Annotated in this window: 13 protein-coding genes and 1 pseudogene; 13 read left to right on the plus strand and 1 reads right to left on the minus strand. The window is 41.4% G+C overall.

What is annotated here, in order from left to right; genetic code table 11:
• From T501_RS21945 to T501_RS18670, 10 genes and pseudogenes are all read left to right on the plus strand, one after another.
• Positions 1 to 218 (plus strand): annotated as a pseudogene (locus tag T501_RS21945) (IS110 family transposase); the annotation flags it as partial.
• Positions 219 to 341: 123 nt separating this feature from the next.
• Positions 342 to 500, plus strand: a complete 159-nt coding sequence (locus T501_RS21635) for a hypothetical protein (protein ID WP_155994931.1) — start codon at positions 342 to 344, stop codon at positions 498 to 500.
• Between the two features lie 41 nt (positions 501 to 541).
• Entirely contained in the window at positions 542 to 1,822 is a 1,281-nt protein-coding gene (locus T501_RS22290; RefSeq protein ID WP_044916941.1) for a macro domain-containing protein, read from the plus strand.
• A 186-nt stretch (positions 1,823 to 2,008) separates the two neighbouring features.
• A complete protein-coding gene (locus tag T501_RS18640; RefSeq protein WP_044916943.1) occupies positions 2,009 to 2,692 on the plus strand; it encodes a vWA domain-containing protein in 684 nt (227 codons plus the stop codon).
• Positions 2,693 to 2,752: 60 nt separating this feature from the next.
• The gene (locus tag T501_RS18645; protein WP_044916945.1) at positions 2,753 to 3,715 is read left to right on the plus strand and encodes an ADP-ribosylglycohydrolase family protein; all 963 of its coding nucleotides are present in this window, start codon (positions 2,753 to 2,755) and stop codon (positions 3,713 to 3,715) included.
• Positions 3,716 to 4,246: 531 nt separating this feature from the next.
• Entirely contained in the window at positions 4,247 to 4,774 is a 528-nt protein-coding gene (locus T501_RS18650) for a hypothetical protein (RefSeq protein WP_044916947.1), read from the plus strand.
• 192 nt (positions 4,775 to 4,966) lie between these two features.
• Positions 4,967 to 5,422, plus strand: coding sequence for a flavodoxin family protein (locus T501_RS18655; RefSeq protein WP_044916949.1), 456 nt, complete (start codon positions 4,967 to 4,969; stop codon positions 5,420 to 5,422).
• Between the two features lie 9 nt (positions 5,423 to 5,431).
• On the plus strand, positions 5,432 to 6,019 hold the full coding sequence (locus tag T501_RS21885) for a hypothetical protein (protein ID WP_044916951.1): 588 nt from the start codon (positions 5,432 to 5,434) through the stop codon (positions 6,017 to 6,019).
• Positions 6,016 to 6,402, plus strand: coding sequence for an HD domain-containing protein (locus T501_RS18665; protein WP_330377120.1), 387 nt, complete (start codon positions 6,016 to 6,018; stop codon positions 6,400 to 6,402). The genes T501_RS21885 and T501_RS18665 overlap by 4 nt, the downstream gene beginning before the upstream one ends.
• Positions 6,399 to 7,394 carry a hypothetical protein gene (locus T501_RS18670; protein WP_044916953.1) on the plus strand — a complete coding sequence of 332 codons (996 nt, stop codon included), beginning with the start codon at positions 6,399 to 6,401 and terminating at the stop codon, positions 7,392 to 7,394. Before T501_RS18665 ends, T501_RS18670 begins: the two co-directional genes overlap by 4 nt.
• A 440-nt stretch (positions 7,395 to 7,834) precedes the next feature.
• Here the strand turns inward: T501_RS18670 and T501_RS22630 are convergent, their stop codons facing one another.
• Entirely contained in the window at positions 7,835 to 9,199 is a 1,365-nt protein-coding gene (locus T501_RS22630; protein ID WP_081843254.1) for a manganese efflux pump, read from the minus strand.
• 310 nt (positions 9,200 to 9,509) lie between these two features.
• Between T501_RS22630 and T501_RS18680 the strand changes: the two genes are divergently transcribed.
• The 3 genes from T501_RS18680 (at position 9,510) to T501_RS21110 (ending at position 12,646) form a co-directional block, all read left to right on the plus strand.
• A complete protein-coding gene (locus tag T501_RS18680) occupies positions 9,510 to 10,499 on the plus strand; it encodes a DUF362 domain-containing protein (RefSeq protein WP_044916955.1) in 990 nt (329 codons plus the stop codon).
• Between the two features lie 421 nt (positions 10,500 to 10,920).
• Positions 10,921 to 11,568, plus strand: coding sequence for a metallophosphoesterase family protein (locus T501_RS20530; RefSeq protein WP_050008411.1), 648 nt, complete (start codon positions 10,921 to 10,923; stop codon positions 11,566 to 11,568).
• Positions 11,569 to 11,773: 205 nt separating this feature from the next.
• Positions 11,774 to 12,646 carry a GNAT family N-acetyltransferase gene (locus tag T501_RS21110; RefSeq protein ID WP_081843255.1) on the plus strand — a complete coding sequence of 291 codons (873 nt, stop codon included), beginning with the start codon at positions 11,774 to 11,776 and terminating at the stop codon, positions 12,644 to 12,646.
• The last annotated feature ends 200 nt before the right edge of the window (positions 12,647 to 12,846 follow it).

Consider the following 12,846-nt stretch of genomic DNA (forward strand, 5'->3'; position numbering starts at 1 on the left):
ATCGAAGGATGACAAAGAGAGGATCATCAACTTTACGAAAAGTAGGATATGAAGTAATGCGGGTACTTAAGAGTCATCCGGCGCCCAAAGATGCTGCTGTATATAATTATATAATCAAGAAAGAAAATGAGGGAAAGTGCAAAAAACACGCTAAAATAGCGGGATTAAATAAATTTCTACGTATATATTATGCAAGAGTAACCGCAGTCTACAAATAAGTAGCAACAGCTATAAAAAGGCTGGAATTATTCATCCAGCCTTTTTGTGATGCTTAAAAATGGTGAAATTGAAAACACTTAAAAATAAGCCGTTTCGCTATTGACATTTGTTAGCAGGTTTTTATGCTGCGAGTAGATGTCCCAGAAAGCGGCTTTGATTTTGACTGTTACGAAGTAAACGATGTAAGGGTTATGCCTTTTGGCGAATTCTATGGTCATATCATGGATCATAATGATGAAGAGATGGGCAGAGTAATCAGGGATATAGAAGCAAGGCTGTAACAGATATAAACAGGAGAAGCATTGCCTGAGGGGAGAATGTAATGCCGTTTTCAATTATCAGAAATGATATTACAAAAGTAAAAGCAGATGCCATTGTTGATACTGCAAATCCTGATGTTGCTATAGGGGATGGTGTCGATGCCGCTATATATAAAGCTGCCGGTGAGGAGAGTCTTTTTGCAGCCCGCAGGGAGATAGGTGTTCTTGAGCCGGGAGAAGTGGGTATTACTCCGGCTTTTGATCTTGACGCAAAATACATTATTCATACCAGCGGCCCCTGGTGGGAAGGTGGGGATAAAGGCGAAGCAGAGCTTTTGAGAAAATGCTATGACAGGTCGCTTATTCTTGCTGCTGAGCATGGATGCGAGTCTATAGCCTTTCCGCTTCTTGCGACAGGTACCTATGGTTTCCCCAAGGAGCTTGGAATTCAGATAGCTGTTGACGCATTTACAGAGTTTTTGCTTGATCATGAAATGCAGATTACTCTGGTTGTTTTTGGGGAGTATGCCTATCATGTTTCTGGTAAAATCTTTGATGATGTAAAGAGTTTTATCGATGAAGAGTATGTGAACGGAGTGCTGGAGGATGAATATAGTCATGATGGCATTCCGGAAGACTCAATGGTATATCTACAAAGCGTGTCTGCTTTTTTCGATGAGGAACCGGATTCTGATACTGCTTCTGAAGAGAGTGATGAAGAAGAGGAATTCAATGAAGACTGGGAAGAGGAACCGTCGGATCTTTCTGATAAAATAGGATTGCCAGAGCCAGATTACATTGAAACGCAGGGCAGTCCAAGAGAAAAGAGTAAGAGTAAACGCGGCATTTTTGCGGATGCTATGAAAGCTATGTCAGCCGCAAGGATTGGTAAAGCCAAAGAATCTGCTCCCATGGCGGCTGCGTATGATGAGTGCCAGGCTGAGATGATGTTTGGTGCAGCCAAAGATTCACAGTCCCTAGATGATGCCCTTAAGGAGATGTATACGGATTCCTTTGAGAAGCATCTGCAGCAGCTGATAAATAAGAAAGGACTGAAGAATTCTGAGATTTATGCGGCTGCCAATATTTCCAAGCAGTACTTTTCAAAGCTACTGAAAGGTCAGGTTAAGCCTTCCAAGGAAAAGGTGCTTTCCCTGGCTATTGGGCTGAGATTAAACCTGGATGAGACGGTGGATTTCTTAAGGCTCGCGGGATATGCGTTGTCCCCGATTTCGCAGACGGATGTTGTGGTCAAGTATTTCATAATCCATGAGGACTATAACGTTATGAAAATAGATATAACACTCTTTGATTACGGACTGGATCCGCTGTCGAAGGGATGAGGAAAATGGTCGCCTGTCGGTTGACCATTTTTTTTGCCACCATAGTAACATGACATTATCAGATAGAGCTCCGCTGCAGATACTAGTCGAACTTAGCTGGCATGCAAGCTTAGTGAGACTGTATCCGAAGCAAAGCGTAGGTGGGGCCGGTAGAAAACAAATGATTGTTACGATGGAGGTATCAAGATGAGTAAAGGTTATACAGAGATTGTTTATATACTGGACAGAAGCGGATCAATGGGAGGACTTGAGCTGGATACAATAGGCGGTTTTAATTCCATGATAAAGAAGCAGCGCGAGACCGGAGAAAAGGCATACGTATCAACAATTCTTTTCGATGATGTGACAGAGGTTCTTCATAACAGAGTGGATATCAGAGAGGTTAGAGATATTACTCCCGAAGAATACTACGTAAGGGGATGCACAGCGCTTCTGGATGCAGTTGGCGGAGCAATAAAGCACACAGTAAATGCCCACAAGAATGCTCCTAAGGATAAGAGACCTGAGAAGACTATTTTCGTAATAACCACTGATGGAATGGAAAATGCTAGCTGCAGATATTCCTACGGTCAGATCAAGAAGATGATCCAGCATGAGCAGAAGAAATATGGATGGCAGTTTATTTTTATAGGCGCGAATATTGATTCCTATGCTGAGGCACAGCGATTTGGCATTAAAAAGGAGAGAGCGGTCAACTATATGCACGATTCAGTAGGTACTGCAAATCTTTATGCAGGTGTTTCAAAGGCTGTTTGCTCAGTAATGATGGCAGGAAGTGCAATGGATGCTGAAGAGGAGCTTAACTGCTGCGAATGGGATGCTGAGATCCGGGAGGATTATGCAAAGCGTAGTGGTCAGCGCAGGAGATGATACGATGCGATGAGATTGGAAGAATGAGGTCAGAGTCATAAAAGGAGTGTGTTTTTTGTGATGAAATTTAATGCAGGCAGAAAGGTTTCTGATAATATATGGCTATCTGGAATAATAGGAGTTGTTGTGGGTGATGCTCTGGGCTGTCCTGTGCAGTTCATGTCAAGGGAAGAGATTCTGGCAGATCCTGTGACAACCATGATCGGACATGGCACTTATGATATGCCGGTAGGGACATGGACAGATGACAGCAGTATGACTCTGGCACTTCTTGATAGTATCAGGGATAAAGGTGGCATTGACCATAAGGATATCATGAACAGGTTTACGAGGTGGATTAGGAACGGCGAATATACGCCATTTGGTGAAGCCTTTGATGTGGGACATGGTACGATGGCTGCTATTGTCCGCTACATGAAGGGTGGCGATTTGAAAAGCTGCGGCGGTACCACTGAACGTGATAACGGAAACGGCTCTCTGATGAGGATTCTCCCGGCATGCCTGTATGCATATGAAAATAAACTTACAGATGAAGAGGCGGTTTTCATGATTCATCAGGTTGCCGGGCTTACACATAATCATATAAGAGGGCAGATCGCCTGTGGACTTTATTATTTCTGTGTTAAAAGTGTGCTGGATGAGAAGGGGCCTCTTGTGGAAAGACTGCAGATAGGCTTTGATAAAGGATTTGAGTCCTATACGGAGTTTTTGCAGGATACATCAGAACTTTCGCATTATGACAGACTACGGGATATTAAGAAGTTTTCAGAAGTTCCGGAGTCTCAGATTCAGAGCAGCGGCTATGTGGTTGATACCATTGAAGCGGCTGTCTGGTCACTTATTACTACGGACTCTTTTAAAAGCTGCGAGCTGAAAGCGGCTAATCTTGGAGATGACACCGATACTATAGGAGCCATTGCTGGTGGTTTGGCGGGACTTTTTTACGGATATGATGGGATTCCCAAGGAATGGCTTGAGGTTATTCAGAGGAGGGAATGGATCGAGGATCTTTGTAAATTATAACTTCATATGAGCCTGCGTAAGGGAGACACTATGCCTCCCTTTTTACCTGCTCAAAAGGGACTTTCTCCGAGGTTTGTCACCTGATTAACAGCTGTCATTTTTATAGGACATGTAAAGCGGGATAATTGTATTATCAAAAGAAGACACGTAGATATGCAGCTGAAGAGAAGGGAGAATTCCAGTATGGGAAAGGCTTTTGGGTTTGTGACAATTGGTATACCGGCAGCAATCCTGATGACCATGTTGCTTATGATGCCGCTGGTTGTCAGGTGAAAAGGAGGCTCTATGAAGCGATTTGTGTATTGGGTTAAAAAATGTGTGCGCGGACATAACAAGCATTGCAAGCACTTTTGCTGCATCTGTGAATATTATGAAATCTGCCACAAAGATGGTGCTTTTAACTAATGTAGCGCAGGGAAAATAAAACGTTATATTTCGCCGAAACGGGTGTGTATTTGTAGATAAATCAGGTTTATTCTTGTATAAAGAGGAACCACACCGTTTTCAAGTAAGAGAAGGAGGCGGTAAGTTATGAAGAAATCAATAATTAGTCTTTTAATAGCATTCGCTGTTGCAATTACCATATTTGGAACTACATCTGTGAGCACTTTGGCATACAACAGTCAGTGCGCTAAGTCCGGATGTACAAGGAAAAGAAGCACCGGAAGTATTTACTGCTATGAGCATAAGGGCGGATCTTCCAGCAGTAGCTTATATTTAAGCAATAAGAGATATTCTTCTAACACAAGCACAAAGCACTGTGTTAAGGCTGGCTGCACCAGGAAGAGAAGCACGGGAAGCATCTACTGCTACGAGCATAAACCTAAGGATACATCAAGCAGCAGCTCATATTCCAGCAGTAAGAGTAACACAAAAAAGAAGAGCAGTAGCTCCGGTAAATCAAAGAAGAGCTATGACTATTACGGAGTTCATGACTATAAATCAGCCCAGGACTTTGCTGATGACAAGTATGAAGAGTTCTATGATTACGAGGACGATTACGAAGATGAGGACGAGGCATACGATGCAGCAGAGGACTACTGGAACGATAACCACTGAATAGTGTTGGTTGTGTTGTGGAGCTATTTAAGGAGGCATAACTGCTGTCTGGTGAAGAACCAGACAGCATCCTCCCTAAAACAACAGCTGCCTTGATGGGCAGGTTTTTTTACTGTATGGCTATTTTGAAGGCCGCATCTGGGATATAATCTATAGTGGATATAAAAATATTGGAACGTGAGGGTTCGGAAAATGAGTAAAACGGCGATAGTTTATGCTTCAACACATCATGGAAATACAAAGAAAGTAGTGGATGCAATTGCAAGGGAATTCGAGGTTGATCTGATTGACGCAACTGTTACTACAGAGAAAGATCTGAGTGAGTATGAACTTATAGGTTTTGCTTCAGGTATCTACGCTGCACAATTCCACCAGCAGATTAAGAATTTTGCACAGGCTAATCTTCCTCAGAATAAGAAGATATTCTTCATAATGACAAGTGCCATGAATAAGGATTTTTCAAAATCAATGGCAGAGTCCATAAAGGGTAAGAATGCTGAGATTGTTGGGAAATTTACCTGTCCTGGCTATAATACTTTTGGTCCATTTAAGCTGATCGGGGGGACTGCTAAAGGCCGTCCTGATGAGAATGATCTTAAGGATGCAGTGGAGTTTTACAGGACACTTGTGAGAGTAGGAAGGCAATAAGGCATATAGATGATACAGTGGAAAATCAAGCAGATTTTTGATGGAGACTATGGATGTGAAGAATTGAAGCCTGGAGAAAAGCCAATGGTTTCAGTTACACTTATAGATGATGATGGGAATGAAAAGTATGTCTCTGTAGAGGATGAGTGGCTAACAGATAATGAACTTGAAGTCGGGGACAGATGGCCTATTATACATGTCAGATATGGTGTAATAGTTGCTAATAAAAGAAGTGAGCGGTACATTATAGCAGCGTCAGATGTAGCGGAATATCCAATCGTGATATCGCGTATTGTTGATGAGGATGATCCTTTTGATGATGGCGGTTATTATGGCCTTTATGATAGTGTTAAGGTTGAGCAGGCTAATGATATTCTGGATCTTCTCAGGGATAATGAGAAAACAAAAGCCAGGACAAAATTGAGAAAGACACTTGAACAATTGGTCCCGTACGTGGATGGTGTAGGGCCGATAGTGTTGGATGATCTTATTCCAGACGAATGGTACGATGCCTGGAAAGATATGGAAGGTATTGTGACAGCAGAAAAGCATATTGATGGATACTGGGACAAAAACATTATGGAGATAGGACTATGAAATTTAGTATGTCACTTTCGAAAGCAGAAAAGATTATGGCATACGACAAGGAGGGGCTTGCTACCCAGAAGGAACGAGAGGATGCAGCCAAGGAAAGGATATTCTCTATTTTACCGGAGGATCAGAAAAAGGAACTGACAGCTCTTTTTGATGAGTTTGAGGAAAATAAGACTCCTGAATCGAAGTTTGCGCATGCAATGGATAACCTCCAGCCACTTATGCTGAATAACAGTAACGGTGGAGGTGACTGGAGAGAGCATGGGGTTACCAAGGAACAGGTATATGGCAGACAGTCAAAGACAAGAGAAGGTTCGGAAAAGCTATATGAGCTTACAGATCAGATAATAAGGGAACATATCAGTAAAGGAAACATAAAGGAATGAGCAACAAAGAAGAATGGAATAGAATACTACAGATAGTCGGGGAGGAGGGATATCCTACAGATAGCGAATTTGCAGATAAATGTGTAAAAAAGTTCAGTGTGATGAGGAATCTGTTCTATGTAATTTTATTTGGAGGATCCTTTTACATAATTCAGGGAGGAAGAATAATTCCTAATAACGATCTGGTATTTCAGGGGGTTATGGCTGCTATCATAATCTCTGCATTCGCATATATAAAGCAGAAAAAGGTACTTCATCTTGAACTAAACAGATATGCATTCAGAGAGTGCTGGCCGGATAAAGGTTTATCAAGATATCTGAGTTTTGTACCAACAGCTCTGAGAAAACAAATGCTCTGGAGCGTGACACAGTATAATTTTGGATGCATTTTTTTCAGACTGGGCAAGATTGATAAAGCGGCAAAGTGCCTTGCTCTTATGCAGGAGTCATCAACAACTGCTTATAATATGCTTTTGGCTTTGCATTTAAAACATTACATAGCCTTGTATTATAACGACTATGATACGGTTATATCCTGCGCAAATGAGGCATCTGTGATTTATCCCAAGGTGAGACATACAACCTGGAACAATAAAATATTTGGTGATCTGCAAATGTATGGTGCATATGCTAATTGCTTCAAAAATAATGCTCCTCAGCAGGTATATTCTGTTCTTCAGTCACCACAGGAAAGGCCAATGGATGAAGTTGAAAGGCAATACTATCTGTACCGCGCAGCAATAGTGCTGAATGATTTAGAAAGCGCAGAGAGATTCAAAAGATATGTGATGGATAATGCCGGAACTACATGGTATGGGCAGGCTGTTAGAGAGAACTTTGTCCCAGAAAGCAAACCTGTAAATTATCCTGGATATATTATTAGAACGGAAATGCTAAACAGCCCAAGTAAAGTGGATAACAGCAGACTGAAATATATGTTACTGGGAGTGCTGATTGTTCTTTTGTTTTACATTGTACCTAGGTTGTTATAAGAGGCGGCAAGGAATTATAAGATGGGCAGCTGTGGAGTTAAAAATCCGCAGCTGTTTTTATATGGAGCAAATCGATTGACACTAAAACCATAGCTGTCTACGTATAGTCCACCGCTGTCGTATGTGGGAAGACCCCGGTTATAGATTTTGGAGCAACATTCACTATCTGATAAATGCCGATAAAGATGGCATGAAGCTGAAATAATAAATATAAGATAGGTGGACATCGCTGAAGTGACTGTCCACCTTTTTAACGGCATATCTTTGTGTTTTATGAAAATCTATACGGACGCAAAGGTCAGAATAGTTTCTCTCATGTCATCAATGAGGATAGTAGCATATCTACTCGTCAAATCCACAATCAATGGCATTAAAAAAGGGCTTCGCCTAGATGAAAATGAGAAATCATTTCTTCACAACTCCTTTTTTAACAGATTCTATTAGAGAAAGATCATCAGCATGACGATTGCAAAGCCTACGGCGAAGGAAAGTGCACCTCTGTCGTTGTCTTGCTTAAGTGCTATCTGAGGAATTTCCTCGATTGTAGTATAAACAAGAGCTCCACCGGAAACTGACATTATATAGGGTAGAAGTCTGGGGAATAAAACGACCAGCACAACTGTGATAATGCCCAGAAGCGGTATCGGTGCACCGGATACAACTCCCATAAGGAATGCCTTACCTGTTTTGGTTCCGGCTTCTCTAAGCCAAAGTGAAACATTGAGCGCTTCCGGTATGTTCTGGAGTGCGATGGCTATAGCCAGGACAAGCGCAACCGATGATGATATCCATTCAGTCTTCATGAAATGCGCTGCGTAAATAGTACCAAGTGCTATTCCTTCGGGAACATGATGGATTACTTCCTTCAGAACAGCCTTTATTTTGGGGCTTAATTTACTTTCCGGTCCTTCGGTTATATCGGAATAAACATGTATATGTGGTATGAATTTATCAAGAAGGATCTGGAAGATAACCCCTACGCAAAAGCAGATTGTCACAGGTATGATTCCCTTATGTACATCGGTCCCAAAGCCTTCAACTGCAGGCTCTATCATTCCCCAAACTGCTGCTGAAAGCATAATTCCCGAACTGAATCCAACCAGTACAGCTCTCATTTTGTCCGAGAGCTGAGCCTTCTGAGCATAGATGATCAGCGAACCAAGAAGTGTTCCGATAAGAGGAATCAGCATGCCAAAGATTGTCTCAGTGTCAGAGAGAGTATTGGCATTATCCAGATGTGTTATAAGTGCACGGAATCCAATGAACAATAAGATTGTACCGCCCATGATCTCGGATCCTGCCTTGTAGCGATCTCCGAAAACGCTGCCTATCTTAACGCCTGCCATTGAAATGATACAAGTAATGACTCCGATAATGATTACTGCTATCACAACATTGATAAGACTTCCTGAATCAATGATCTCAACCGGTACAGCTACAAAAGTGATGCCGACCGCCAAAGCATCGATACTTGTAGCTACAGCCATCATGAACATCGTCTTGACATCAAATCCGGGCGACACTTCCTCATCCGGACCAAGAGCTTCCTTGATCATATTGCCACCAATTAGTGACAGCAGAATAAAAGCTACCCATGGCGCAACCATGCTGATAAGCTTAACAAAATTCGAACCCACCAGATAACCTATAAGAGGCATAACTGCCTGAAAAGTTCCAAACCATATGCCACACAAAAGATACTCTTTCTTTGAGACCTTGCCGACTGCAAGTCCTTTACAAATAGAGACTGCGAACGCATCCATCGCCAAACCTACCGCCAAAAGCAGTACTTCAAATAAGCCCATAATCCATCTCCTACAATGAAAAATAAAAAGATCAAGTACAGAAAAACTATACTTGATCGTTCATTCGAAAAAATGACAACATGTATAGTTCTCCCGTAAACAACTATACATGAGTCTCGCAATTTAAAACAAGCCAGGTCAATGGCCAGTATGTTGACTTGCTACGTAAAAACGCTTGCTACTCCCTCATGGGAAATATGAAAAATCTTATCATTAAAAATATATGATGTCAATTGTAACGTCCCAGTGACTCTCTCTGATATAATAATTTCAAACGACTCAAAATTTTTTTAGTAAGGGGGATTATAATATGTCTGACGGATCAAAATATGTACCGTATGAAGAGCGTACCGGAGCTGAATCTATAGTTTATTTCACCAGGGACTTGTCGCCCGCAGGAATTCAAAAGGTATATGAAAAAGTTAATAATGGCATTACAGGCAAAGTTGCGATAAAGCTTCACACTGGAGAACAGGGTGGCCCAAATATAGTACCTCCGTCCTGGGTCAAGGAACTGATGGATATGGAAGAGAGCCTAAAAAATGCCACAATAGTTGAAACCAATACTTTCTATGATGGAGACCGATATACTACAGAATCCCACAGAAAAACTTTGGCGATAAATGGTTGGAATTTTGCACCTGTCGATATCATGGATGAAGAAGGAACGATCACCCTTCCGGTTAAAAACGGAAAATGGTTCAAGGAGATGAGCCATGGTTCCCATATGCTAAATTATGATTCCATGTTTGTTCTAACTCATTTTAAAGGTCATACCATGGGCGGCTTTGGAGGAAGCAATAAAAATATAGGCATAGGATGTGCAGACGGTCGCATTGGGAAGGCATGGATACATGCAAAGAATGGAAATGACTGGGGCGTAGTGGAAGAGGAGCTCATGGAAAAGATCACTGAATCCACCAAGGCTACTATTGATCATTTTGGAAAAAACATTACCTATGTCAATGTGATGAGGAACATGAGCGTATCCTGCGACTGTGAAGGTGTTGCAGCTGAGCCGGTTGTTACTCCCAACGTGGGAATACTTGCGTCAACTGATATTCTGGCTGTGGATCAGGCTTGCATCGACCTTGTATACGCAATGACTGAGGAAGAGCACAGAACACTTGTTGAGAGAATTGAAACGAGGCATGGACACAGGCAGTTATCTTATATGAAAGAACTGGGAATGGGAAATGACCGTTATAAGCTCATAGATGTTGATAATAATGACATGGAGATAGACAGAAAAGAAGCTGTTAAGGGCCTTAAGCCTTTTGTAAAAATGCAGCCCAAATAATATCTTAAGTCCATGGAGAATTCTTTTATTATGATACCTGAAGATTATGCAAAAAGAGAATTTTTCGATAACTATGATTATTACTGGCTAAAATATACGCTCGAAAGAGGCAAACAGGAAAAGGCTACGTCTCTACTTGTGGGTCATAAGTAAGGCGACTAATACATCAGCAGAAAGCTAGATGAATATGCAGCAGAAACTGTCATTGTGGATTGCACAGCAACACGAACCATCAAATGTAATACCTTTTTTTCAAAATGCAGTAGATGAGGGATAATATCTATAGCTCTGGAAATTCCAGGACTATTTTATTTTTGTCTGAAACAAGGTATGATTATTCATAAGTTGTCTGAAAAAGATGTTTGGACAAGAGGAGTAATGGAGTTCTTTTGCGAGCGATAATTAGGAGAGATCAGAACAGATGCTTATAGGAATTCTTTCAGATACACATGGACTATTAAGGCAGGAAGTTATCGATGGCTTAGAAGGCGTTGATCATATCATTCATGCCGGAGATATAGACAATAAACAAGTCATAGATCGCCTTGAGGAGATTGCTCCGGTAACTGTTGTAAGAGGCAATGCAGACAAAGAATGGGCTGAATATCTTCCAGAGACCGCAACTGTGGAGCTCCTTGGTAATAAGATTTGTGTTATTCACAACAAAGGGAAGATTTCTGATGACCTGGCAGGGATATCAATTATCATCTATGGACACAGCCATAAATATAGCCTGGTAGAAAAAAACGGGCAAGCATGGTTTAATCCCGGATGTTGCGGAAAAAGAAAACCAGACCAGGAAGTTTCTTTTGCAATCCTTGAGATATCAGGCCCGGGAGAGTTTGAATTTCAGAAAAGAGTAATCGCCACCGCGGAACAGGACTCAAAGCTTCCAAAGGATATAGATAGAATAATATCCAAGGCAATGGATCTGACTGACAGAGGAACGACTTACAAAGAGATTGCAAAGAAACTGAAGATTTCAGAAGAGCTGGCAGAGAGCATCTGCAGAATGTACCTGACTCATCCCGGAGTTGATGTGGCGGGGATTATACAGAGGATAAGCTGAGGTGGACAGATGGAACTTAAACGAATAGGAATTGAGCAAAAGGAAGCAATAAAAAAGCTGTTTGTAAGTGTTTTTACAATCGAACTGGTGATGAACATCTGCATCTTAATTGGATGTTGACTTTGCCCTTGGTGTAAAGATGTTTTGAAAAGAACATCGGGACACAAATAAAATTTCAGTAAAACATACTATCGTAGGAGTAAAAATGGGGTATAGGATTAGAATAGCAATTCCTCAAGATGAACAGAGAATTCGTGAATTGTTTACAGAGATGCTGCAGACAATTTATCATACAGAAGATGTGAAGGGCTACGAATTAGGCTATTTGAATCGTTATTGGACAAATGGCGAAGAACGGATACTGGTAGCAGAGGATGAATCTGTTGTGGCTTTTTTGTCAATAGAAGTTCATCATGAGCCAGAAGCAGATTATGCATATCTTGATGATTTGTCTGTTACAGAAAGGTATCGCAATATTGGAATCGGAAGTGCTTTAATCCACGAAGCAGAGGCCTATGCACAAGAAATTGGTATACAGCACATTCTATTTCATGTTGAAAAATCTAATACTGAAGCATTTCGTTTATATGAAAGGCTTGGCTATAAGATTTTTCGTGATGACGGCAACAGATATATGATGAAAAAAGATCGGATTCATATTGCGGAAGAACGCATTACTGCTGAGGAATATGTTGATTTTTTAAAGAGGACGGATTTGGGGGCACAATATCCAAAAGAGCGTTTTGAAGAACGAATCAGGAAGCTTGTCAAGAATGTTTCCATCAGCCTGATTGCGCGTAATGATAAAGGTCTAATTGTTGGGGCTTTGTTTGGGCTTACAGATTTCTGCTATTGGTTGTACGTGACAGACCTTGGGGTGGACAGGAATTATGAGAGACAAGGTATCGCAAGCAAGCTCATGAAGACTGCACATGAAATTGCCGGTGGAGAAAAGGATATAGCCATATATCTGATTGCCAATGAAGATGCTGTAGGCTTTTATGAGAAAATCGGTATGAAAAGGGCTGACGATGTAATGAAATACAACCACATAGAATGGACTGAATGGACAATATGAGTGGCTGGCAGATTTATATTCAGGATAATGAAATAAGCAAATCGGGATTAGTGGAGTAGAACATGGATAAAAAAAGGGCTTTGTCTGGCGCCATAACATTTATAACCCTGATGGGAATCGTAAGTCTGTTTTCGGACATGACTCATGAAGGCGCCAGAAGCATATTGGGCGAATATCTGAACCTCGCAGGGGCATCCGCT

Source organism: Butyrivibrio sp. WCE2006 (genome assembly GCF_000701985.1).
Lineage (GTDB): Bacteria > Bacillota > Clostridia > Lachnospirales > Lachnospiraceae > Butyrivibrio.

Bases quoted from the DNA above. Each gene is read 5' to 3' on its own strand.
- T501_RS21635 (WP_155994931.1), top strand. From the start codon at position 342: ATGCTGCGAGTAGATGTCCCAGAAAGCGGCTTTGATTTTGACTGTTAC.
- T501_RS22290 (WP_044916941.1), top strand. From the start codon at position 542: ATGCCGTTTTCAATTATCAGAAATGATATTACAAAAGTAAAAGCAGAT.
- T501_RS18640 (WP_044916943.1), top strand. From the start codon at position 2,009: ATGAGTAAAGGTTATACAGAGATTGTTTATATACTGGACAGAAGCGGA.
- T501_RS18645 (WP_044916945.1), top strand. From the start codon at position 2,753: ATGAAATTTAATGCAGGCAGAAAGGTTTCTGATAATATATGGCTATCT.
- T501_RS18650 (WP_044916947.1), top strand. From the start codon at position 4,247: ATGAAGAAATCAATAATTAGTCTTTTAATAGCATTCGCTGTTGCAATT.
- T501_RS18655 (WP_044916949.1), top strand. From the start codon at position 4,967: ATGAGTAAAACGGCGATAGTTTATGCTTCAACACATCATGGAAATACA.
- T501_RS21885 (WP_044916951.1), top strand. From the start codon at position 5,432: ATGATACAGTGGAAAATCAAGCAGATTTTTGATGGAGACTATGGATGT.
- T501_RS18665 (WP_330377120.1), top strand. From the start codon at position 6,016: ATGAAATTTAGTATGTCACTTTCGAAAGCAGAAAAGATTATGGCATAC.
- T501_RS18670 (WP_044916953.1), top strand. From the start codon at position 6,399: ATGAGCAACAAAGAAGAATGGAATAGAATACTACAGATAGTCGGGGAG.
- T501_RS22630 (WP_081843254.1), bottom strand. From the start codon at position 9,199: ATGGGCTTATTTGAAGTACTGCTTTTGGCGGTAGGTTTGGCGATGGAT.
- T501_RS18680 (WP_044916955.1), top strand. From the start codon at position 9,510: ATGTCTGACGGATCAAAATATGTACCGTATGAAGAGCGTACCGGAGCT.
- T501_RS20530 (WP_050008411.1), top strand. From the start codon at position 10,921: ATGCTTATAGGAATTCTTTCAGATACACATGGACTATTAAGGCAGGAA.
- T501_RS21110 (WP_081843255.1), top strand. From the start codon at position 11,774: ATGGGGTATAGGATTAGAATAGCAATTCCTCAAGATGAACAGAGAATT.